This window comes from uncultured Cedecea sp. (assembly GCF_947498825.1).
Lineage (GTDB): Bacteria > Pseudomonadota > Gammaproteobacteria > Enterobacterales > Enterobacteriaceae > JGM124.
This window is the reverse complement of record NZ_CANMLV010000024.1, coordinates 59,402-81,518: the sequence shown is the minus strand read 5'-3', so window position 1 is coordinate 81,518 and position 22,117 is coordinate 59,402. Positions and strand designations below refer to the sequence as shown.

Below are 22,117 nucleotides of genomic sequence, written 5' to 3'. Positions count from 1 at the left end.
TCCAGCCAGCCCAGTAAGTCCTGCCAGAGTGCATCCATATCCCACTCATAGCGGCGTGCCAGTACAGTGAGATCCCCCTCCCCCTGCTCCAGCAGTTTCAGCAACCAGTGCTCCGGTAAAATTTCCGCGTGGGCGCGGGTTTGACAGAGCGAAGCTGCGCCTTCCATCGCACGTGCACAGTAAGGATTCAGACGTCTCAACAGGCTGGCTGGGTTTTCCATGGCTTTCTCTCTTTATGCTGTTCCAGGGCACGCTACCGCCCTTCGCTGTTTCCCGTAGAGGGGACCAAAGCGCATACGGTCGGGCTGGCAGAGTGTATTTTTGCTGAATGTCCGCTTGCGGCAGACTCTCAGCAAAAATGAAAAAAGCGGGCAGAGAAACCTGCCCGCGGGTGACTTACGCTGTCGCGCGTTCGTTCCAGGAATCGGAATGAATGATGTTGCCGTCTTTGTAGGTCCAGGTGATTTTTTCGTAGCGCAGCTCAAGCCGCTCCAGGTGGTTGTGCTTCTCTTTAGAAGGATCCTTGATGTCATGCATCACTGGATTGACTTTCACCACTTTGACGTTTTCCAGCGTGGTGTTGAAGTACTCCACTTCCTGGCCCGCGTCATTGATGCGATACCACTTGAACTCTGCAGACTTCAGGGTTTGTCCGGTGGTGACAGCCTTATAAAGGTACGGGCTGGAAGAGTCGATTTCCTTGGTGAACAGGAAAGGTGTGTGGATACGGGTACCGGTTAGTTTGCCGGTGTTATTGTCGGTCGGTATGTACAGGTTATGCTCCTGCGCCACCACTTCGATGCTGCCTTCGCGATCCTGAACATCAACAGACCCTTTGATGTCCGCGCCGCCGTCGTCTTTCAGCCAGAGATAAACAGGAATTGCCATAGAATTACTCCCTATTGTGTTGTAATGCGCCACCATCCTGCAATGACGCTTCAGTGTGGCCTGGTATCTGACAGGCATTGGCCTGGGGTACCAGACTGATTTCGACACGGCGATTGAGCCCACGCCCCTCCGCTGTGTCATTGGTTGCTACCGGTCGGCTTTCGCCGTAGCCTTGCACCGCAAAACAACTTTCCGGTATATCACCGGTGTCACGCATCCAGTCGCGCACCGCTTCGGCACGTTTCTGAGACAGCGTCTGGTTCAGTTGCGGGTTGCCAGTGTTATCAGTGTGCCCGGCCACGACAATCAGCCAGCCCGGCTTGGCCTTAATTCCGACCAGTGAATTAATCAGCATTTTGGTGGAACCCGTCTTGAGTACGGACTGACCGGAGTCAAACAGCGATATGCTGTCGAGTCGGATGATTTTCGGGGTCGGTAGTGTAGGTTTCGGTTTCGGTTGCGGTTCAGGCTGTACCGGTGGTTGCGGCGGAATATAAGAGCGGATCGCATCCAGAACGGGAATACGCAAGCGCTCTCCCTGATACAGGCCGAGACCCAAGCCCAGCGGAGCGCTATGGCGTGCCCAGTCATCCAGCTGAGTGGCATCTTCACGCAGCACCTTAACGGCGGAGGACTTCGACGCGTCGTCATCCATCGGGATATGTTCGTATTGTGTGATATCGAAACTGACTTGATGCAACAACTGGTGGTTATTCCAGCCGCTGCTTAACAAGGCTGCCACCGCAGCAAGGGTGAAAATAGCAATAGCACAGCGGCAGGCCCTGGCACGCGAAGTTATTCCCTGCCCTTCCGGCAACAGCGGCAGCACGAAATCCGGAAACAGTGACGATCCAGTGCTGCCCGTACCTGCAGGCTGCCAGCCGGCTACCCGCTGCATGGCGGTATGGCGGGCCAGCCATGCAGTCCAGACAGAAGAGTCCAGGCTTCCGGCAAGAACCGGCCCCATTCCCCAGAGTACGGCCCTGGGCGTAATCGCCGGGATATCCGGGTTTTCATCCATAAATACTGCTTTGACATGCGTATAGAACCACCTCATCAGGCTGTTCATCAGCACCTGTTGTTGCATGGCCATCCCCCCGCCGGTGGTGACCCATGCCGCAATTGAACTCGGAGGGGAAGACTCACGCCATACGTGGATCCTCTCTCCCGGAATAGCCGTCTGCCAGATCGTATCCTGTATCATGCTGCTACCCGTCCAGCCACTGAGCACCAGCGGTATGCTATACCCGGTCTCCTTGCGCAGCTGGCTGATTTGCCAGCGCAGCGCCAGCAGACGACTGGCCAGCCGTTCCGTGTCGGCATGCTGCTGCGGACAAACACTGACCATCACGGACAGCTGACGCCCCCAGTGCGGGCGCATCCACAGTACATGACGGGCAACGTGCTCCAGATCCTGATAATCCTCCACCCGGATCCAGCACCCCTGGGTGACGGTGAGTACTGAAGAGCCCTTAGCCCAGGTTTGGGACACATCACCGCAAACCAGCACCACAGGTTGACGATAAGAGGATTCAGGCAGGGCATCCAATTGCAGGGAGGATTCATATTCCGTGCGACGGCTCACCACATACCAGAGCGCGGCAATCAGCCCCAGTGTGGCAATCCAGATACATACCGCGGCCAGCATGGTGACCGGCAGGAAGCCCAGGCAGACTATACCGCTCAGTAATGCAGCCCACAATGCCAGCCCACATCGCTGTACGAGGCTCATTTTACAGCCCCAGGCAGCAGGGTCAGCAATGTCTGATTAAGCCAGTGATCCAGTCCCCACCAGAGTGCAATAAGAATAATGACGCTCAGAGCAATACGTACCGGCCAGGAGGCCAGCCAGCCTCCCATACTCCATCCGTTCTGACTTTCTGCCAGGATCGGGTGGTTATGTGGATAACTGAACGGCGTCACCTGTTCGCCCAAGGCTGAGACGAGTTTCTGACGTTCCGGATCGTTCAGGGAACGGAAGTTTCCCAGAAACCCGAGCATCATCACGCGCTGAAAACACGTCAACACCGCACTGTCCGGGGCCGGCTCACGCAGCACATCACGCATCCGATCGCACAGGGTATCGCCGGCATCCATGGTGCCGAGAAAATGTCCCTGCAGCGGAATGTTATACCACTGCACACAGGCATCATCGTCCACTCCACGGCCTTTTACCGTCTCATCGAGCAGGGCACACTGGGCGGTCATAATATGCCGGCAACTGGCTTCGTCCAGCCCACTGGCTTTCAGTTCACGCTGCACGCGCTCTACATCGGCAATGCAGCGCTCCCACAGAACCAGACCTTCTCCGTCCTGAAACTGCGGGCCGTGACGCAGGCTGATGACCTGCAGCCAGGTATCCTGCAGCAATGCATCAATATCAATGGACGCGGCAGCACCGCGTTTATCTTCATTCATGTTCTCAGTACCGCAAAGAGTTCAAGTTCAAGATCACCGAGCATTCCGGGGACATAAAACATGCAGGTTCCGCCCTGAAGCATTTCAGCGCCCAGCGAATGAGAGAGATCAAGACTGAAATACTGGTTTTCCAGACGTAGCGGAATAGCAGCCGGAACATGGCGCAGGGGCACCAGGGGGACACCCACGCGGGAAGAGTTCACTATCCCCCGCACATGATCAGGGCTACCCACTTTGCACTGGCGTGGAAACTGTTCCTGCAGCTGTGCCGCGGGCATCGGGGAGCGTACCGACAGGTAATAATCGGCGCCTTCACGCAGACGAGGATCGTGCAGGCGGGCCTGCCAAAAGTGCAGCCGTGGATCATAGTCGAGTTCCAGGGCAACCACGCGTGACGGCAGGCTGGCTTCGAGCAGGTCGCCGAGCAAATCAAATAGCGGCGGAAATACCCTGTTAAGATGCTCGTGCTGCCAGACAGGAATGGCGCTTACCTGATGTTCCAGAGAAAATGTCAGCAAGCCCCCCGCCAGGCGGGCAAGTTCCGGATACAAACGCTCCGGCGGGCTTTGCAGATTACGCTGAAACTGGCCGAGGACAGGCTCCGCGCTGTTCAGGGCGTTGAGTAACCAGAACAGGGACACATCGGCCACGGCAAAATCCGCCATGCGTTCATTGCTTTCACGGCGCATCGACATCAGTCGGGTCAGGCGGGTGCGCAGCTGGGTCATCAGCTGTTCCAGTTGAAGCACCAGCCAGCGACTTCCCTGGAGGGTCAGAAGCGGAGGAAGAAAGGTCTCGTCAAGTTGCCATCCGCCCTGGGGATCCTGTTGCACGCGGGCAACCGGGCAGGTCAGATAATCACTGTTGTTCTGGTGAGCAAAGCGCAGCGTCAGCTCCGGCTGGATCACCGCAATCTGACGGGTGTCCTCTCCGAAAGTATTGCGAACATCCCGCCAGCGCTGGCGATAACGCACCGGGCGATCGGCGGCTTCATCTGGTTTCAGACAGTTACCGCCGTTCGCCCGCAGCAGTGGCAGGGCCAGCACCACGACCACACCATTCGATTCAGCACTTCCTAGCGACAACACCGGAGGCAGGTCGTCAGCATTGTCAGTGTCAATCAATGTGCCGTCCTGAAAACGGATATGCAGATGACGAGCCTGCAGACGTCCCAGCTTTAGTGCTTCCGGTTCGAAGGTAGCCTCAATCATCCCCCAGGGATGGCTGAGGCCCAGTCGGGCGATACATTCCGCAGACCAGGCCGTGTATGCGGCCTGTTGCTGGAAGTGCTGGGGAGAGACCATAACGCCTCTGCCCCATAGCGGTTGTTCCGTTTTCATCGGCTTCCTGCCTTTAGATTATGCTTTCGCCTTTGGCATCTGGGAAACCAGTGACAGGTTGACGTCCATGCCTTCGACCTGGAAATGCGGTACCGCGTACAGTTTCACGCGGAAGAAGCCCGGGTTATCTTCGATATCTTCCACGGTCACTTTCGCATCACGCAGGGGGTGGGAAGCCTGCAGCTCGTCGCCCGGATCGGTCATTTCGGTGACCAGACTGCGGATCCAGGTGTTCAGCTCCAGTTCCAGCAGGCGCCGGTCTTTGGTGGTCCCGATATTTTCACGCTGGATGAGTTTCAGATAATGCGCGATACGGGACAGCAGGAATATATACGGCAGACGGGCGTTGATCCGGCTGTTCGCCGTGGCATCGGCGGTGTCATACAGGGCCGGTTTCTGGACGGAGTTCGCCGAAAAGAAGCACGCGTAGTCACGGTTTTTATAGTAAGACAGCGGGATAAAACCGAGGCTGGAAAATTCAAATTCACGCGTTTCCGGGATCATCACTTCTGACGGGATTTTCACCTGATTGCCGGTGCCCAGGTCATACAAATGGATAGGCAGGTCTTTGACTGCACCACCCGCCTGCGGGCCACGAATTTGTACACACCAGCCATTGCTGATAAAGCTTTTCACCATATTGGCGGCAAAGGCAAAGGAAGCGTTGGTCCACAGGTATTTATTGTGGTCAGGACCTTTCACTTCTTCAATGTAGTTGAAGCTGCGTACCGGCACGGTATCCGGGCCATACGGCAGACGGCCTAACACACGCGGCATCACCAGGCCGATATAGCGGGAATCGTCGCTCTCACGGAAGGATTTCCATTTCAGGTATTCCGCCCGGTCAAAATAGTTGCCAATATCTTTAATTGCCGCGACCTCTTCCATGGAATCTTTCAGGAAGAATTTCGGTCCCGCAGAGCCGATAAACGGCATATGAGCCGCAGCAGACACTTTAGCGATATTGCGCAGCAGCGCCACGTCTTGAGCTGAGGCATCAAATTCGTAAGCAGAGATCAGGGCCGCAATCGGCTCTCCGCCCGGACTGTCATACTCAGCGGTATAGGTATGCTGATATAATCCGCTCTGCACCACTTCAGGGGCATCTTCAAAATCCTGGCGTAAATCGTCTTTCGACAGATCCAGCAGCTCAATTTTGACGTTCTGGCGAAAATCCGTTTTATCGACCAGAGATTTCAGACCGCGCCAGGTGCTTTCCACTTTCTGGAATTCATCATGGTGCATCACCGCATCAAGCTGGCGGCTAATCTGAAAATCCAGCTCAGCGATATGGTGGTCGATAAGCGTCTTGTCCAGTTTTTCAACTTTTGAACCCGATTTTTTCAGGCATTCGAGAAACACCTGCATTCCTGCGGTCAGGCGCTCATCTGCTGTCGCATCCGACATCGCCTGTGCATCCTGCCAGATATCCAGCGCGCTCAGCTCGGATACCGGGTTCAGGTTAATTTTTTCAAACAAAGAGGCATAGACGCTACCCGCTTGCTCCAGCACCACACTCTCGCCGCCCGCGGCATGTTCATTTTTTACAGACATCAGCATTCCTTAATTAATCCGTTAAATTATCGTGATGGTTATGGCTGTTTAGGCGCCAGGGCAGACAGCTCGCTACGTAGTTCAGCGCTGAGTGCCGGATCAAGCAGAATTTTTTCCAGTTCTTTGCGGAAAGTCTGGTTATCCAGCAGGTTCGCTTTCAGGTCGCGAAGAAGACTACGCATGGCGAGCATGGCTTTCAGCTGAGGGATCTGGCGGGCAACCTGTTCTGGCTCAAAGTCTTTCATTTCATTGAAAGAAAGGTTGATACGTTCCTCACTGCCGTCACCGGCAAGGGTATTCTCAACATCCAGGCTGACAGCCGGAGAATAGCCTGCCATCACGCTGTCGAAGTTATTCTTATTGACGTTAACTTTTTCACGTTCAGATACCGGACTTTCTTCGGCACCGTTGCTGTAATCCCCGACGACCATCAGCTTAAGAGGCAATTCAACTTTCTGCTTTGATTTGCCAGTGTGCAAACTCAGCTGAATATTGACGCGAGCCTTAGGAATTTCTGACTGATAAGAATTAGACATAGCTGTTCCCGTTCTGTGCGTTATAAAAAAGTTAATTTTCAGCACGCAATAAATGTGAATGACTGCCCTTGTCTTTAGTATGAGAATTAAAGAAAAAGAACATCCTCTTATATAACAAGCTGATATATTTTTTTGTGAGCTATCCTAATTTAACTTACCTGGATAACATGTGATAAATAGATTTTAGGAATGTTCGACAAGTTATTGGAAATAAAATTTTGTAACACAACTTTACAGAGCATCAATATCAGATAATTCTCCCACAGCTATGATTTGTAAGAAAATTCCCACAACACCCCTACAAACCCTGTGGTGTAAGGGATTGCATGAAAGGCATTTATTACGAAACAAACGTATGTACAAAAAAAGTAGGTTTGTAAATTTTTAAATTTCTAAACATGACAGAAAAATAGCGCCTATAAATAACTCTTTGGTACTAAAAAAATACCCCCTCTACGCCAACTTCCTGCTGATGTTTTATTCCATAATAAAATTCTTGTGGAATTTTCTTAAGAAAAATGAACTCTTATTAAAAAACTCTGCGATAAATCCTGGTGCTTTGATAAATCCCGATAAAGATTCAAATCATTATGGCGCAGGAATAATACATCCGTTGTGAGGATTTGAGGATTTGAGGATTTGAGGATTTGAGGATTTGAGGATTTGAGGATTTGTAAGCGTCCAGCGAGAACCGTATTGACGTAAGAGGATTATTCCACTGGCAGAGTGATACGCCAGGGTAGCAGTGCACTGACCCGGTTTACCGGCCAGTCAGCTATCGCATCAAGAACATGTCGAAGATAGCGATCCGGATCTACACCATTCAGTTTGCATGTCTCTATGAGGCTGTACAGGAGCGCTCCGCGCTCAGCTAGCATTTCCTGAAGCGCTCGATAGCTGATACCGTATGCAGTACCAATGCACGGCCCAAAGGATGATAACCTTGGTAAAATGACGACCTTTAAATACATTCATACAAGGAGCCTTAGTAACAAAATAGTCAATTTAGCCTATCAGTCACTTAAACTTTGCAACAGTGCCTTGCATATCGTCTGTAGCCCTTGATATCAAGGGCTACAAGTCAGCCTCGGGCATTTCAATGAAATGGGCACAGAGCACCCATCACCGCTAATCGAATGTAGCAATCAGCCAGGCAGAACCTGTATAGTCGCCTGCAACCGCATCTGTGCCTTGAATTCGGCTTATTATTTTAATCGTCATTAGTTCTTTAATATCAACTTTAAAATCTTTACCCGTCTGGCCCGTGCCTTCATCAACCATCGTCAACTCACTGTAGATTTTATTCTCACTGTTCTGACTGTTCACCATGGGTAGTCGTTTTTGTGGATCATCATCAGTGGCATAATCAAGCCGTAATCTAACTTTTGTTAACTCGGTGAATTCACAGGTATAAAACACCCTTTCTGATACCTCACTGTCATAATTTAACGCATTCAACCGCCCGTGACGTAAATTAACGGTATCTGCCTGCCCTGTACTGCTCATTGTTGTACAAGAAGAAGGTACGTTTAATGTCGAAGAACGCAATCGCATTGGTACTGTGCTCTCATTCAATGACCAAGATGCAAACGTTGGCGACGTAAGAGGTCTCATAAATGCACGTACATAGCCCGCAAGTGGCATAGCGGGGACAACCACCTGACCATCAATAATTTTATCATTAATGTAGAATCTCAGTGTCAATGGAAACTGCACGGCAAAAGCATATGTCTGCTCTGTTTTATAAGTAGCATTTATTGAGGTAAGATCAGAGCAAGCAATAGAGTCGGGGATATGAGTCCAATCGGCCATTTTAGTGTCAACCGTCATGATGAGGTTGTTATTAATACGATAGGCTTCTTTGCCTTCGACTGTTGTACCCGCGGAAGGTACATAAATGAATAGCTTATGATAAGCAGAGCCTGAAGGAATATCATAATTATTCGTTCCACCCCATGTGGTACCCAGACACCTTACCGATCCTGCTACGGTAACAGAGTCAGTATCTGTATTGCTAACTATTATCGGGTTACCTACGCGATAATAGCTTCTGCCATCAGTACCAACAACCGGGTTAGGACTGACTGGAGAGTCACTCTTGAGCTGAATTAAATATCCATCATTTGGGTTAGCGATCCGCGGTGCATAGTTTGCTAACGCAATGGATGGCAACAATAAGCTCCCCAATAAATAATAACAGAATGGAATTAAACGCCAACAAAGCTTCTTTTTAGAGACGCTGCCATTTTTTATTATTTTTTGAAGCGGCAGCCACCATTGAGTAAGTTCCATACCTTTTAGGCTCAACATGATAAAATACCCTACTAGTTATACGTCACAGAAAAGGTGACTATTGAAGTAAACTTCCCCAGTTCCAGTTGATTGACAGGCTCTGCGCTAACTAATTGCGCTTGTAAATCCATGCGATAGAGGGTTGCATCAACCTGCTCCGGGTAAATACGTTGCTTTTTGCTCACTTCCAATGCCCGAACGGTTCCGCCTGTAACTTCTTTAAAATCAATACCAAGCCCGTCGGTACTGGTTGCCAGTATATTTTTCCCGTTATATAACAAAGTACTTCCTCCTTTTGGATTCAACACTATTGCTAACGCCTTGCTGAAATCACAGCCTGAGATGTAAATCGAAAAATCCTTCGCCGACGAGGTTGTGTTGAGATTTTCAGGATTAAGGGTACCAAAACCAATTTTCAGCGGTGATTCACTATTTTCACTGCGAATATTGCAAGCAGGAGAGACCATTGTGGCGGTGACCTCAATGAAAACGTCAGCATGACTCTCTAATGAGGCAAACAACAAAAATAACCCGAGAGGTTTCTTCATCTTATTGAGTATTTTCACTATTCATACTCCACATTGAAAGTCGCGATACCTGAAAAATCACCGATTCTGGCCTCACCTGTCGCGGGTTTGCGGACAAAAACACCAAAATCAAACTGTTGTAAACCCTCGACAACAGTGACATTACCGATGGTCATCGGCTCATTCCAGATAATGGGGTTTCCATCCTTATCGACCAGTCCTAACAGGACGCCGCTTTCACCAGAGGTTGTTAAAAAATCCACCCCACCAACACTAACTAATTCATTGTTTTTCCATGTTATTTTGATGCTTTTTTGTAAATCTATATCACTGCACTTATCAATAGCAATGGTAAAAGGGGTGACATCGCTCTTTTCATTCTCATTAATAAATTGCCTGCGTAAGTTATATATCGTGATATTTTTATTCATTGACTCTGTGGCAACGGTGCACGAGCTACCGATAAGTTCACCGCTAAATTCAATATCTAAGAAATTGGCAGCCAATACTTGAGACTGCCAGCCTAAAAGAGCGGCAGGAAAAAGCCAAAAAAATCTCGTAACCTTATTCATAGCTCACCTCTAAACGTAATGTACGACTCCCTTCCATCACCAAGGGAATATGAATTGGGTTACTACCATTTAATAATGAAAGAGGATAAGACACAGAAGATAACCGATGCTGCGCATTATAAAATCGGACAGTGACAGGCGTTTTGGGCGGGGAATCATGCAGATTCATGTCCTGGTAATCCTTTCCTGCTCCGCACTCTGTCAAGGTCAGCGCTTTATTAAAAGATAAATTACAAGGTGCATTAAATAATACCGCGCTCACCTCTATTCTACCCTGATGCAGCAATTCATAATCCGATTGATTCACCGGTGTATTCGCAACAGGGCTTGTCGCCATGACAAGTTGACTAAATACACAGCCAACAAGGAACAATGTCGCTTTAAACCATGCTGATTCTATAAAGTCTGTTTGTTTACTCATCATCCTTTCCCCGTTGAGGAATACGCCTGTCAATTACTGTTCGCCCGTTACCGTGCAAGTGCCACCCTGGCAACGAAATGCCAGTGTTGGCTTACCGCCATAATCATTGATATAAGTTAAATAAGGTGTGGACAATACCGGAGAGGCGACCTCATGAATTGATTTTGGTGGCACCATCACAACGTCAAAAGCTTTTTGTTCAGAATTAGCTTTACTATTCCCTAGCCCAATCACCGTCAAATTAAACGGGGTCGTATTATTGATACGATAACCTTTCGCCGTTTTAGTTAATGTTACTTTATGCGCCCACTTAGTCTCCGACTCAGGCAAAATGCCAGCTGGTCGATAAAACAATTTGACTCGCGATTGCAGAGCAATTTGTAAGGTATTTCCATCGACGGATTTTGGCGGCACTTCACGCAGATTGAAGTAAAAGACAGATTCTCGATCTTGGGGTAACTTACCCAATTCAGGGGTCGTACTTAAACGCACTAAACTGGTGCTATTCGGCTCAACCCGCTGTAACGGCGGGGTTGCCAGGATCGCTCCTTTCGTTAACTTATTGCCCTGCAAGTCTTCGATCCAACTTTGTGCTAAATAAGCTTCTTCGGGGTTATCGTTAGAAATGGTGACATTAATCGATTTTTCTGTCCCAGGAAAAACAATACGTGTTCTGTCTAATGTAACCGCGCTATAAGCATTGACAGCTGAGGTTAATACAGTAATAGCAACAAGTGTGCGACATAAGTCTTGACCTAAATTAAACATAATTGACCTCATGAAACTGATTAAATGGTTATTTTACCAACGGTACATTTGCAACTTTATTAGGCGTACTGCAAGGCAACAATAACATGCCAGATGAAGACTTTAATTCTTCAGGCAGTAGGGCTTCGCATTGCTTCTTACCAGCCCAATAAATAAATATCTTTTCTTTTGGTGCAATTCCGACTAACCATGTCACACCGTCTTCGCCGACAATACCCAATTCGCGCTCATCGCCATTACGCACACTGGCACCAAAAGGAGGGGGTTTGCCATTACTCAATGTTAAAATGGCAAAGAGTTTGTCCCCTTTCATGACCGATAAAGTACGGTAGCCAATGGCTCCTTTTGTTAAGGTTATATCGGTCGTTGATTCCAGCGTCTCTAAATTCTCAGGGAGTTGACTGGTATTAATAGATGCCGTCGACTTACGATAACTATTGACATTAGGAATTACAGCAAGCCCAAATCGGTTTGTTTTGATCACACCGCTATCCAAGGGAACATTGCTGACGCCTGGTGTTTCAATCATTAAACGAGTACCACCATGTGCTGACTGATGTAAGGCAACACCTTCTGCAGTTGCCGTGATACCACTGTTAATAGCTGCACCAAAACTACGGTATTGCTGCGGAACATAACTGGCGTTAGCAGATAATTTAGCCATAGAAAGATTGCGCGAATAGTACCCGCTGATACTGGACTGGCTGTCCATATTTTGTCCATGGTTATACCCCACATTCAAACTGTAGTTATCCCTGTCGCTATAGCCGCTATAACCGACACTGTGGTTGTATTGGGCATTACCGCGCGATCGTGAATATAATTCTGAGAACGTCACATTGTGCCCACTATATAGAGGCACGGATAAATACAGGTTAATTGCATCATCTTTATATTTATTGTTACGCTCTGTTCGTGTCGCCGATATTGAAATATTGGCATCTTGCTGGGATAAACCCGGAATACTAATATTGGTGCTGGCATATAAACCATATTGAGTCTGTGGTTTATCTTGCCAATAGGTACTGTACTGATAATTCAGTGATACACTGAATTTATCAAAGTACTTATTCAAATAAATTTGATAGTTTTCTTTTGGCGCACGCCCCACATTACCTGTACGATCTTGATCCATAAATTGGTTTAATGTGCGGTATTCTTTATCCGCAAACCGATACCCGGCAAAAGTAATATCTGTGCGCAAATCATTAAATGATTTTGCATAATTCAGGCGATATGAACGTCCCTGCAACATTTCACTGGATAAATGCGCGAATGACTGTGTCAAATCAAATGACAACGCACCAAATGCAAACAAATCCCGACCAATACCGATGGCTGCGGTTTGGTAATTTCCCGACAGTTGTGACCCACCATACAGTGACCAAGCGTTCGATAAACCATACGAAAATTCGCCACCCATTACCGGATTGCCTGTTAACTTGTGCCAGTTATAGCGAGTTTTACCGGCGACCAACTTATAAACAAGGCGTCCCGGTCGGGTTAAATAAGGAAGTGATGCCGTATTGATACTGAATTTTTTCTCTTCGCCGTTTTCTTCACGAACCGTAACATCTAATATCCCACGCGTACCGCTGTCTAACGTATCTATACGAAAAGGACCGGGTGGAACAGTGGTTTCTAAAATAACGCGATCCTGGCTACGCACAATAACCGTTGCATTCGTATTTGCCACACCAATAATTTCAGGGGCATAGCCAACTAATTTTGGCGGTGACATGTTATCGTCAGTTTCTAATGAAATACCCGTGTACTGCCATGATTCAAACACATCCGAATAGAAATAGTTTTCTCCAAGGGTTAAAACAGAAGCCAGTTTCTTTAATGAAGTAAAAGCATACAGGCGACTGAAATCGAAATTACTCGTTTCTTGTGAATGACTGCCACCATATTGTTTTTGATAGTTTGCGTTATAGTCCCCACGAAAACGCCAGGCACCGAGGTTAACCCCTGCGGTTCCGTTGGTTGATAAATACGTCCGTTTACTGCCTCTGTTTTCCTCGGTGACAGACGCATTGGCATTGTAATCTACAAATGCACCATTGGCCCCTTCCTCCCACAAGGCCGGCGGTATCCAGTTAGGATCACGGTATTCCATCCATAACTGCGGAATAGTGATTTTGAGTGATAATGCAGACAATTCGACGGTTGTTGTCACCCCCTTCAGTGCGGAAAGGTCAAGACACTTTCCCTCACTATAATAGGTCGTTACTTTTTGTTTTGCGGAGTCTTTCAGTCCAAGAAGATCAAGTAAATTAGCCGGAATGCAGATCGCCTGAGCTTCAGCATGTTGCCGGGAATGTTGTTCAGAGATGTTAATATCGCGTGGCAAACCCAAACGCTGCCCGTTGACAAAGACAGTCAAAACATAGTGTCCGGGCGGTACATAACCGGCAACGGAAAATCGACTCATATCAATATTTTGTATATCTTCCGCGTCCAGCACATCCGTATTGAATTCTGAAGAATACACAGAGTATGAGCTGACGCTCATTGCCAGTAAAATAGCCTGCTTTACTTTGCTAAGTTTGAATATCATGTACTGTACCGTCCCAAAGACACCAAGAAAGGAAAACGACCTCAATGAGATAATTGAAGAGACATCTCTGTGCTTTATTGATAATCAATAAAAAAACGAACGAGTCCCCGATAACTTCCTGCTTCTAAAGGTTTTCCTGTCAACTCCAGTTGTAAAAAATAACGTAAAAAAAGAGTTTCCCCAGATTTACCTTGACGTAATACACTGTCAAACAGGGGATAGGTTTCCCCTGGTATCAACATATTTTTTGTGTTATCAAGAACGGAGACCCCTAAACCTTGGGAAGGACCTTGTAAAATAAAAGCGTTGATATCGTTAGCATTTTGACCGTCAAAACGTATCATCCATGTTTTGCTATCGATTACGTTATAAACATTGCCACAATCACGTAATTCAATTTCAAATGGTCGAATACGTTTTTCACGCTCGACCACAGCTGATAACATCGGCATTGTTAAAGATGAAAAGTCGACCGCTTGATAGCGATCCTTCATCACAATTGAGCAAGGGGTTGAAATCACACTACCCACAAGTTGAGTGACCCCTTCATTACGCATGCCAACCTCTTTTGCAGCTAAAGCAGCCGTTATGCTCAAAACAAGCAAAAAGAGACTCCCTGTCATTTGTAAACCAATACTTTTATAAACAGTCACTCGTTTCTTCCTTACAGACGTAAATAGGATCATCTGCCTTATCCGCTGGCTTCGACTGTTGACAGACTCTGTCTGAAGATAGTCGTAGAGATTGTTAAATAAAAACACGTGTTAGCAATTGATAGTAACGAAGAGGCGGTAATAAAATCCGAGTCCTCTTCGTTAGTTACATAGACCGACAGGCTTGACTGACAGTCAATTTACCGGCTTACTGGTAAGTAATACGGAAGTTAGAGATTGCCGAGAATGTACCTTCAACAACAGATTCGTTTGCATCAACAGCTTTAGCTACTGCTGTAAAAGTTAATGTATTGTCGCCAACTCTATTTTCAATTCTGGATAAAACATCTTTTGCCGTTCCGAATTCAAAACCGTCAATCATAATACCCAGGTTGTTCGTATTACCTGTTGAGGTTGCCAGCATAGTGTTAGCTGCATCTGCATAGTTTTGGCCTGTGAACACGAGTTCCATTGTGTTCACAGCAACCGCATTACCGTCCCCATCTGTAAAATAGTTATCAAAGTCACAACCGGTAAATTCAATGTTGAATTTTTCTTCTGCACTGTTACCACTTTCCAGTGCTTTACGGGATAGTTGACCAAAATCGACAGTTTGATTCAGTGAGGACTGCGCGATGTTACAAGGCGAGTTGACAACTGTTCCTTTAAAGTTGACAACACCAGTGTTTTCCGCCATTGAGCTGAATGGAACAACAGATGCAGCAAATAAAGTTGCCATTGCTAATTTAGTGAATTTCATTTATTTTTCCTTACTAGTAAAAGATAAATAGAAACCATACACAGATTATAAAACCATCGGTGTAAATTTCATTTTCTGTTGATAATACAAAGTTACATCATGAATAAAACCATCATCCCTGACAATTTAAGTCCTTTATTTCTTTACTAACAAAATTCAGAGCAATGACACCCCCTCTGAAAATGTTATCAGTTAACATTCAGCCTCAACCAAGTTAATTTTTATGTTCACGCATTAATAATTCAGATTAAAAATATCGACAATCAGTCATTTTCTTTTTAAAAGACAATAAAACGCCCCGTCCGAAAGACACTTAAAAAATCATCATAACTAAATTACTTCATCGCAAAAGCACATCATACCAGGTGTTACCCCGTATTTTTTAATTTTAAACAACCAAAGACCAATAAGGCTACGACAACGGTAGTTATATTTATTTGTGAGTCATCAAGCACTAAGTCAGTGCACATTATTTTTCCGATTTTTATTTTTTTATTAAAAAAATAATTACATACGTGCGTATGGTGGCAGTCCCGTATTTAAACATGGATAATCATCATCCACTTCCAAATTATAACGCGCAGCAATACCATTAGAAATATAATCAAAGAAGTCATTTAAATTAAACGCATACGAATTTAAAAAAAACACCATAAAACTGAGTGGGATAACTGTTTCACCGCGTTCATAGCGGGAAATTTGTTGTTGACTGACACATAACAATTTACCCATTTGTTTTCCAGTTAACCCACGCTCAAGGCGTTTAGATTTGAAGTAACTACTCATTAACATATTTAATCTGTCATCGATAATTTGTCGGTCATTCATGTTTCCCCCCTGAGCCTTGTAATGTTTTGTTGGACAGATTTAATCAGAATAGTCGCATTGCGTAAAATCGATTAAAACGTTCAAAAAGCGTAATCACGATAGTTTAAATCTATTAGTGTCAATTTATTGATCGGAAATGGTGATCAATTCTATCTTAAATATAATATAAAATATTGATTTAAATGATTTTTGATTAAAATCAATATCATTGTATCGGTTGTGTTAATTAACTGATAATACGCTTTTTATGCGTATGAAAAGTCGAATCTAATTTATTTCAATATGAAAACAGAACTTTAAATCGCCACGCCAATAATAAATGGAATATAACCCCACTCACTTGATAAATACAGATAATAATCACTACAACCCTGGCCATAATCTGGATTCATTCACTACAAAAAGGCTTAATAACAAGAATGAAATGCTAAATAAACATTAACACAACAATTTATTGATTAAATGTTACAGGTTTTGTTTTTAAATAACGCATCCGTATTGGATATATTGTCTCACTAGCTGATTTATGGGAGGCAGATCGAATAAAAAACACCTCATAAGCACTGAACTTTAATGCTTAACACCCGACGTATAAAAATGCCTGAGCCAAATATAAACGCCAAAGCAACCGACTGTCGGAACGGGAACAGTCATGCAATATTCTATGAAATGGAAGTCAAACAGGGTGGAATGGAAGAGAGCAAGGTTAAAAAATTAAAATAACCGGAAAATACCTCCCGGGCGCAAGAATGTTTTGTCGTCGTCATTATGGAAAATCACGCCATAAGGGTGCTTTATACAATGATGAACTGAACGACAGTGGGGGAAACCCGGTATCGGATGATTAGCAACCTCACGCTGTCTGCTTATTTTTAGTGAGGGTTAATATAACTTAATCTGACTGTGCCCTGTGCTACGAGGCTTGAGGGTCTGGCATATTTATATGACCATGTATCAGTGGGAATAAACTTGCCAGATGTTCCTCCTCAGGTATTTCGCCCGACAGGTGAAGATGTGGCAGCACCTCCTGCATGTCAAGCCTGTTCAGTAATACAACCACATTGCTCACCAGGCCAAGAGCACTCAATTGATAGCCTTGCCCCCCAGGGTACAAAACTATCAGCCGTCACTGATTGTCTCTGAGGTGGTGATAGAGCTCTTAGCGAGAAATTCAGCCAGACCAAAGAGCGGCTTTCCAGGCTGTATAACTTCTTTAAAGGTATGCCGGGTAATCATGGCGACTATTACAGTACCGAATACAACGACAAAGAAGGCTTTGGTAAACATTCCCCAGGGAAGAAAGTCGCGGTATCGGTAAATCTTACGGATTTAATCACGCAGAACAGCTGGAAGATGACGGCACTTCGCAGGAACGGATTAATCAGCTTATCGATATCCTGTCTGAAGGGGGAGAATATCTGCTGACAGTGGCCCATTACTGATGCGGGTCACTGTCAGATTAATACTTTCGGCTACATGTTCCTCTGTCGTTTGTTGTTACTTGTGAAGCTCATCTGCCTGGCGTTTCAGCATCGTCTCGTGGTGACGTTTTTCACTCATCATGACGATAAACAGTAAGATAATGGCCAGCACGCAGCCTCCGACCATCACGATAAATCCACCATTCCAGCCAAAGAAGTCAACGGTATAACCGACAATCGCGCTCGCCGCGACAGAACCGCCCAGGTAACCGAATAATCCGGTAAAGCCAGCTGCGGTACCTGCTGCTTTTTTCGGTGCCAGTTCCAGAGCATGTAAGCCAATCAGCATTACCGGGCCATAGATCAAGAAACCGATGGCTATCATACAAGCCATATCAACATTCGGATTACCGATGGGATTTTGCCAGTAAATAATGGTGGCGATAGTCACGAGTGTCATAAAAAACACGCCGGTTGCGCCTCGGTTGCCGCGGAAAACACGATCCGACATCCAGCCACACAGTAGCGTGCCGGGAATACCGGCATATTCATAGAGGAAGTAGGCCCAGGAAGACTTATCGAGTGAGAAGTCCTTCACTTCTTTCAAATAGGTAGGTGACCAGTCGAGGATGCCGTAGCGCAGCAGGTAAACAAAGACGTTAGCAATCGCGATATACCACAGCAGCTTGTTTGGCAGTACATAGCGCATAAAGATTTGCTTCGCGGTGAGCTCTTCTTCTGCCTTTTCGTTATAGTCATCGGGATAGTCGTTTTTATACTCTTCAACTGGCGGCAGGCCGCAGGACTGCGGGGTATCACGCATTAATGCAAAAGCAATTAACGCCACAATAATAGCGCCAAATGCGGGCATATACAGCGCCGACTTCCAGTCATTAAACCAGGCCATACCCAGCAGAAATAAGAGTGGAGGTAAACCGCCACCAATGTTATGAGCACAGTTCCATACCGATACAATGCCGCCACGTTCTTTTTTCGACCACCAGTGCACCATAGTCCGTCCACAAGGCGGCCACCCCATTCCCTGGAACCATCCACAAAGGAACAGCAGTACAAACATAGTCGCAATGCTCGACGTCGCCCAGGGGACAAAACCCATAAATAACATGACGGCGGCGGCCAGAATCAGGCCTACCGGGAGGAATATGCGCGGATTCGAACGGTCAGAAACGGAGCCCATAATGAATTTAGAAAATCCGTAAGCAATCGAAATTCCCGACAAGGCAAATCCCAAATCACCACGAGAAAACCCCTGCTCAACCAAATAGGGCATCGCCAGAGCAAAATTCTTACGTACCAGATAATACGCTGCATAACCAAAGAATATTCCCAAGAAAATTTGCCAGCGGAGCTTGCGATAAAGTGGGTCTATTTGCGCCGCCGGTAAGCGTGTTTTATGTGGCACAGGTTTAAAGATACTCAACATGTAAAGCCTCCATGACCTTCTATCCAATTAGGAGTGCACAGTGAAAATTGTGCAAACAACTCGGCTGTTTCCAATACAGCCGGGATGTTAAGGAAAGAGCCAGGACGCTAATGTGAATTACGCCACATATTTAACAATGGACGCTCGAAATTGAGCGATATATTCATATTAATTTTCGAATTAAAACAAAATTGCTCAAAATCAAACAAGTGATGTTTTTAATGTGGCTAAATGGTAATAAACGAACCGCATTGGGAAGCAAAATGAAAACGTGTGATTCGCAAACAAGTGATGTAATTATCATTGGTGGAGGTGCCACAGGGGCGGGAATTGCGCGTGACTGTGCATTACGTGGATTGCGGGTCATACTGGTGGAACGTCATGATATTGCCACCGGTGCCACCGGTCGAAATCACGGTCTGTTACACAGTGGCGCACGCTATGCGGTGACCGATGGGGAGTCAGCCCGAGAATGTATTAGCGAAAATAAAATTCTGAAACGCATCGCGCGTCACTGCGTGGAGCCAACCGGGGGGCTGTTTATCACCTTGCCGGAAGACGAGCTTTCGTTTCAGGCCAGCTTCATTCGCGCCTGTGCAGAAGCAGGCATCAGTACCGAAACTATTGATCCCAAACAAGCGCGGATTATTGAGCCTGCCGTTAATCCGACATTAATCGGGGCAGTGAAAGTCCCGGACGGCACAATCGATCCCTTCCGCCTCACCGCGGCCAATATGCTCGATGCCAAAGAGCACGGGGCGACTATTTTAACCGCCCATGAAGTCACCGGACTTATTCGTACCGGAACCAGAGTGCACGGAGTAAATCTGCGTAACCATCTGACTGGTGAAACACAGTCTCTGCATGCACCAGTCGTGGTTAATGCCGCCGGGATCTGGGGACAACGCATTGCTGAATATGCCGATTTACGTATTCACATGCTGCCCGCGAAAGGCTCCCTGTTAATAATGGAGAGCCGTATTAACCAGCATGTGATTAACCGCTGCCGTAAACCTTCCGATGCCGATATCCTGGTGCCCGGCGATACGATTTCACTGATTGGCACCACTTCCCAGCATATTGACTATAACGATATTGACTGCAATCGCGTAACCGCCGAAGAGGTAGATATTCTGCTGCGTGAAGGGGAAAAACTGGCCCCTGTCATGGCGCATACCCGTATTTTACGCGCCTACTCTGGTGTACGTCCGCTAGTGGCTACCGATGACGACCCAACCGGTCGTAATATCAGCCGTGGTATCGTCTTGTTCGATCACGCTGAACGTGACGGTATGGACGGATTTATTACCATCACCGGCGGTAAATTAATGACCTATCGCCTGATGGCAGAATGGGCGACTGACGCAGTTTGCCGCAAACTGAATCATCATCGCCCCTGCACCACCGCGGATATACCACTGCCGGGTTCGCAAGAATCAACCGAAAGTACACTTAAACGCGTGATCTCTCTGCCCGCCCCGCTACGCGGCTCTGCCGTCTATCGCCACGGCGATCGTACTCCGACATGGCTTAGTGAAAGCCGTCTACATCGTAGCCTGGTCTGTGAATGTGAAGCGGTCAGCGCAGGCGAAGTGCAATATGCCGTCGAAAATTTAACCGTCAATAGCCTGTTGGATCTACGTCGCCGCACCCGTGTCGGCATGGGGACCTGTCAGGGGGAGCTATGTGCCTGCCGTGCCGCAGGTTTACTACAACGTTTTAATGTCACCACAGCCGCACAATCGATAACTCAGCTTTCTGACTTTTTGAATGAACGCTGGAAAGGGGTACAGCCCATCGCCTGGGGAGATGCGCTACGCGAAAGCGAATTTACTCGCTGGGTCTATCAGGGATTATGTGGCTTAGAGAAGGAGCCCCCGCATGAACTTTGATTCGATAATTATCGGCGGTGGTCTGGCCGGTTTACTCTATGGTCTGCAACGGCAAAAAAGTGGCGCACGCTGCGCGATTATCACCAAAGGTCAGAGTGCCCTGACCTTCTCTTCGGGTTCACTCGATTTACTCAGTTATCTACCGGATGGTCAACCTGTCACGGATATCACAGCCGCTCTCGATGCATTATGTAAACAAGCCCCACAGCACCCTTATAGCCTGCTCGGCAGCCAGACCGTACTGCAACTGGCGCAACAAGCACAAAATCTGTTCGCAGAATCTGGGGCTCGCTTGCTGGGAGATGTCCACAATATCCAGCACCGCGTAACCCCCTTGGGGACATTGCGCCCCACCTGGTTAAGCTCACCAGAAGTGCCACTCTGGCCCCTGACCGCCAGACGCGTTTGTCTGGTAGGGATAGCCGGATTACTGGATTTTCAGGCACATCTGGCCGCTGCGTCTCTGTCCGAACAAGGAGTGATGGCCGAGACTGCCGAAATCTGCCTGCCTCAGCTGGATATCCTGCGCAATAACCCCACTGAGTTTCGCTCGGTCAATATTGCACGCTTATTGGATCAAGAGGCCCAGTGGCCATCGCTGTACGAAGCGCTGCTCCCCATCTCCAGAACCTGCGAAATGATGATTTTGCCAGCCTGTTTTGGACTCGCTGATGAGCGGCTCTGGCGCTGGTTAAATGAAAAATTTCCCTGCTCCGTGATGCTACTTCCCACTCTGCCACCTTCTGTTCTGGGTATCCGTCTGCAAAACCAGTTACAACGGCAGTTTGTTCGTCAGGGAGGCGTCTGGATGCCAGGGGATGAAGTGAAGAAGATAACGCTTCATGAGGGGGTAGTCAGCGAAATCTGGACGCGTAACCATGGTGATATTCCCTTGCGACCGCGCTTTGCCGTACTGGCCAGCGGTAGCTTTTTCAGCCAAGGGCTGGTCGCCGGTCGCGACGGTATCAGAGAACCTGTCCTCGGTCTGGATGTACAGCAAACCGCCACCCGCGCCCAGTGGTATCAGCGTGACTTTTTTGACCCACAGCCCTGGCAGCAATTTGGTGTTATCACCGATGAAACCTTCCGTCCCTCGCTGGCGGGTAACACCATCGATAACCTTTACGCCATCGGTTCAATACTCGCTGGATTCGACCCCATAGCCCAGGGATGTGGTGGTGGTGTTTGTGCCGTCAGCGCATTGTATGCCGCGCATCATGCAGCCATGGTGAGGAGATAAGCC

General features: G+C 47.3%; 20 protein-coding genes and 3 pseudogenes. 2 read left to right on the top strand and 21 right to left on the bottom strand.

Annotated features, from left to right (window positions below; genetic code table 11):
* The 21 genes and pseudogenes from Q1A40_RS19565 to glpT all read right to left on the bottom strand — a co-directional run.
* Window positions 1–221: Clp protease N-terminal domain-containing protein (locus tag Q1A40_RS19565; RefSeq protein WP_300004098.1), on the bottom strand; the 221-nt coding region annotated here is incomplete at its 3' end.
* A gap of 175 nt (window positions 222–396) precedes the next feature.
* Entirely contained in the window at window positions 397–888 is a 492-nt protein-coding gene (gene hcp / locus Q1A40_RS19560; protein ID WP_300004095.1) for a type VI secretion system effector Hcp, read from the bottom strand.
* Between the two features lie 4 nt (window positions 889–892).
* Window positions 893–2,620 (bottom strand): OmpA family protein, encoded by a 1,728-nt coding sequence (locus tag Q1A40_RS19555; RefSeq protein ID WP_300004092.1) that lies wholly within the window; start codon window positions 2,618–2,620, stop codon window positions 893–895.
* Window positions 2,617–3,306, bottom strand: a complete 690-nt coding sequence (tssL, locus tag Q1A40_RS19550) for a type VI secretion system protein TssL, short form (RefSeq protein ID WP_300004089.1) — start codon at window positions 3,304–3,306, stop codon at window positions 2,617–2,619. The genes Q1A40_RS19555 and tssL overlap by 4 nt, the downstream gene beginning before the upstream one ends.
* Window positions 3,303–4,646 (bottom strand): type VI secretion system baseplate subunit TssK, encoded by a 1,344-nt coding sequence (gene tssK, locus Q1A40_RS19545; protein WP_300004086.1) that lies wholly within the window; start codon window positions 4,644–4,646, stop codon window positions 3,303–3,305. Before tssK ends, tssL begins: the two co-directional genes overlap by 4 nt.
* An 18-nt stretch (window positions 4,647–4,664) precedes the next feature.
* On the bottom strand, window positions 4,665–6,206 hold the full coding sequence (gene tssC, locus Q1A40_RS19540; RefSeq protein ID WP_300004083.1) for a type VI secretion system contractile sheath large subunit: 1,542 nt from the start codon (window positions 6,204–6,206) through the stop codon (window positions 4,665–4,667).
* Between the two features lie 32 nt (window positions 6,207–6,238).
* A complete protein-coding gene (tssB, locus tag Q1A40_RS19535) occupies window positions 6,239–6,736 on the bottom strand; it encodes a type VI secretion system contractile sheath small subunit (RefSeq protein ID WP_300004080.1) in 498 nt (165 codons plus the stop codon).
* Between the two features lie 710 nt (window positions 6,737–7,446).
* Window positions 7,447–7,605 (bottom strand): annotated as a pseudogene (locus Q1A40_RS19530) (transposase domain-containing protein); the annotation flags it as partial.
* A pseudogene (locus Q1A40_RS19525) lies at window positions 7,597–7,711 on the bottom strand (IS6 family transposase); the annotation flags it as partial. The pseudogenes Q1A40_RS19530 and Q1A40_RS19525, both read right to left, overlap by 9 nt.
* 153 nt (window positions 7,712–7,864) lie before the next feature.
* Complete coding sequence (locus tag Q1A40_RS19520; RefSeq protein WP_300004077.1) at window positions 7,865–9,046, bottom strand: adhesin; 1,182 nt, start codon at window positions 9,044–9,046, stop codon at window positions 7,865–7,867.
* Between the two features lie 14 nt (window positions 9,047–9,060).
* Window positions 9,061–9,594, bottom strand: a complete 534-nt coding sequence (locus Q1A40_RS19515; protein ID WP_300004074.1) for a fimbrial protein — start codon at window positions 9,592–9,594, stop codon at window positions 9,061–9,063.
* On the bottom strand, window positions 9,594–10,127 hold the full coding sequence (locus tag Q1A40_RS19510; RefSeq protein ID WP_300004072.1) for a fimbrial protein: 534 nt from the start codon (window positions 10,125–10,127) through the stop codon (window positions 9,594–9,596). The genes Q1A40_RS19515 and Q1A40_RS19510 overlap by 1 nt, the downstream gene beginning before the upstream one ends.
* Window positions 10,120–10,551 (bottom strand): fimbrial protein, encoded by a 432-nt coding sequence (locus tag Q1A40_RS19505; RefSeq protein ID WP_300004069.1) that lies wholly within the window; start codon window positions 10,549–10,551, stop codon window positions 10,120–10,122. The genes Q1A40_RS19510 and Q1A40_RS19505 overlap by 8 nt, the downstream gene beginning before the upstream one ends.
* A gap of 30 nt (window positions 10,552–10,581) precedes the next feature.
* Window positions 10,582–11,316: a molecular chaperone gene (locus Q1A40_RS19500; RefSeq protein WP_300004066.1), complete on the bottom strand. Its 735-nt coding sequence runs from the start codon at window positions 11,314–11,316 to the stop codon at window positions 10,582–10,584.
* Window positions 11,317–11,344: 28 nt separating this feature from the next.
* Window positions 11,345–13,876 carry a fimbria/pilus outer membrane usher protein gene (locus Q1A40_RS19495; RefSeq protein WP_300004064.1) on the bottom strand — a complete coding sequence of 844 codons (2,532 nt, stop codon included), beginning with the start codon at window positions 13,874–13,876 and terminating at the stop codon, window positions 11,345–11,347.
* Window positions 13,877–13,950: 74 nt separating this feature from the next.
* Window positions 13,951–14,529, bottom strand: coding sequence for a fimbrial protein (locus Q1A40_RS19490; protein ID WP_300004061.1), 579 nt, complete (start codon window positions 14,527–14,529; stop codon window positions 13,951–13,953).
* A 208-nt stretch (window positions 14,530–14,737) separates the two neighbouring features.
* On the bottom strand, window positions 14,738–15,289 hold the full coding sequence (locus Q1A40_RS19485; RefSeq protein ID WP_300004058.1) for a fimbrial protein: 552 nt from the start codon (window positions 15,287–15,289) through the stop codon (window positions 14,738–14,740).
* 507 nt (window positions 15,290–15,796) lie between these two features.
* Window positions 15,797–16,117, bottom strand: a complete 321-nt coding sequence (locus Q1A40_RS19480) for a helix-turn-helix transcriptional regulator (protein WP_300004056.1) — start codon at window positions 16,115–16,117, stop codon at window positions 15,797–15,799.
* Window positions 16,118–17,051: 934 nt separating this feature from the next.
* Window positions 17,052–17,219, bottom strand: a pseudogene (locus Q1A40_RS19475) (Tn3 family transposase); the annotation flags it as partial.
* A gap of 17 nt (window positions 17,220–17,236) precedes the next feature.
* Entirely contained in the window at window positions 17,237–17,404 is a 168-nt protein-coding gene (locus tag Q1A40_RS19470; protein WP_300004050.1) for a hypothetical protein, read from the bottom strand.
* A gap of 210 nt (window positions 17,405–17,614) precedes the next feature.
* Window positions 17,615–18,982 (bottom strand): glycerol-3-phosphate transporter, encoded by a 1,368-nt coding sequence (gene glpT / locus Q1A40_RS19465; RefSeq protein ID WP_300004047.1) that lies wholly within the window; start codon window positions 18,980–18,982, stop codon window positions 17,615–17,617.
* 263 nt (window positions 18,983–19,245) lie between these two features.
* Here glpT and glpA point away from each other — a divergent pair, with 263 nt between their 5' ends.
* Together glpA and glpB are read left to right on the top strand one after the other, a co-directional pair.
* Window positions 19,246–20,874, top strand: coding sequence for an anaerobic glycerol-3-phosphate dehydrogenase subunit A (glpA, locus tag Q1A40_RS19460; protein ID WP_300004044.1), 1,629 nt, complete (start codon window positions 19,246–19,248; stop codon window positions 20,872–20,874).
* Window positions 20,864–22,114, top strand: coding sequence for a glycerol-3-phosphate dehydrogenase subunit GlpB (glpB, locus tag Q1A40_RS19455; RefSeq protein WP_300004041.1), 1,251 nt, complete (start codon window positions 20,864–20,866; stop codon window positions 22,112–22,114). Before glpA ends, glpB begins: the two co-directional genes overlap by 11 nt.
* Window positions 22,115–22,117: the final 3 nt, after the last annotated feature.

Coding starts and splice junctions, on each gene's coding strand:
- hcp (WP_300004095.1), bottom strand. CDS start 888: ATGGCAATTCCTGTTTATCTCTGGCTGAAAGACGACGGCGGCGCGGAC.
- Q1A40_RS19555 (WP_300004092.1), bottom strand. CDS start 2,620: ATGAGCCTCGTACAGCGATGTGGGCTGGCATTGTGGGCTGCATTACTG.
- tssL (WP_300004089.1), bottom strand. CDS start 3,306: ATGAATGAAGATAAACGCGGTGCTGCCGCGTCCATTGATATTGATGCA.
- tssK (WP_300004086.1), bottom strand. CDS start 4,646: ATGAAAACGGAACAACCGCTATGGGGCAGAGGCGTTATGGTCTCTCCC.
- tssC (WP_300004083.1), bottom strand. CDS start 6,206: ATGCTGATGTCTGTAAAAAATGAACATGCCGCGGGCGGCGAGAGTGTG.
- tssB (WP_300004080.1), bottom strand. CDS start 6,736: ATGTCTAATTCTTATCAGTCAGAAATTCCTAAGGCTCGCGTCAATATT.
- Q1A40_RS19520 (WP_300004077.1), bottom strand. CDS start 9,046: ATGTTGAGCCTAAAAGGTATGGAACTTACTCAATGGTGGCTGCCGCTT.
- Q1A40_RS19510 (WP_300004072.1), bottom strand. CDS start 10,127: ATGAATAAGGTTACGAGATTTTTTTGGCTTTTTCCTGCCGCTCTTTTA.
- Q1A40_RS19505 (WP_300004069.1), bottom strand. CDS start 10,551: ATGATGAGTAAACAAACAGACTTTATAGAATCAGCATGGTTTAAAGCG.
- Q1A40_RS19500 (WP_300004066.1), bottom strand. CDS start 11,316: ATGTTTAATTTAGGTCAAGACTTATGTCGCACACTTGTTGCTATTACT.
- Q1A40_RS19495 (WP_300004064.1), bottom strand. CDS start 13,876: ATGATATTCAAACTTAGCAAAGTAAAGCAGGCTATTTTACTGGCAATG.
- Q1A40_RS19485 (WP_300004058.1), bottom strand. CDS start 15,289: ATGAAATTCACTAAATTAGCAATGGCAACTTTATTTGCTGCATCTGTT.
- Q1A40_RS19480 (WP_300004056.1), bottom strand. CDS start 16,117: ATGAATGACCGACAAATTATCGATGACAGATTAAATATGTTAATGAGT.
- Q1A40_RS19470 (WP_300004050.1), bottom strand. CDS start 17,404: ATGTTTACCAAAGCCTTCTTTGTCGTTGTATTCGGTACTGTAATAGTC.
- glpT (WP_300004047.1), bottom strand. CDS start 18,982: ATGTTGAGTATCTTTAAACCTGTGCCACATAAAACACGCTTACCGGCG.
- glpA (WP_300004044.1), top strand. CDS start 19,246: ATGAAAACGTGTGATTCGCAAACAAGTGATGTAATTATCATTGGTGGA.
- glpB (WP_300004041.1), top strand. CDS start 20,864: ATGAACTTTGATTCGATAATTATCGGCGGTGGTCTGGCCGGTTTACTC.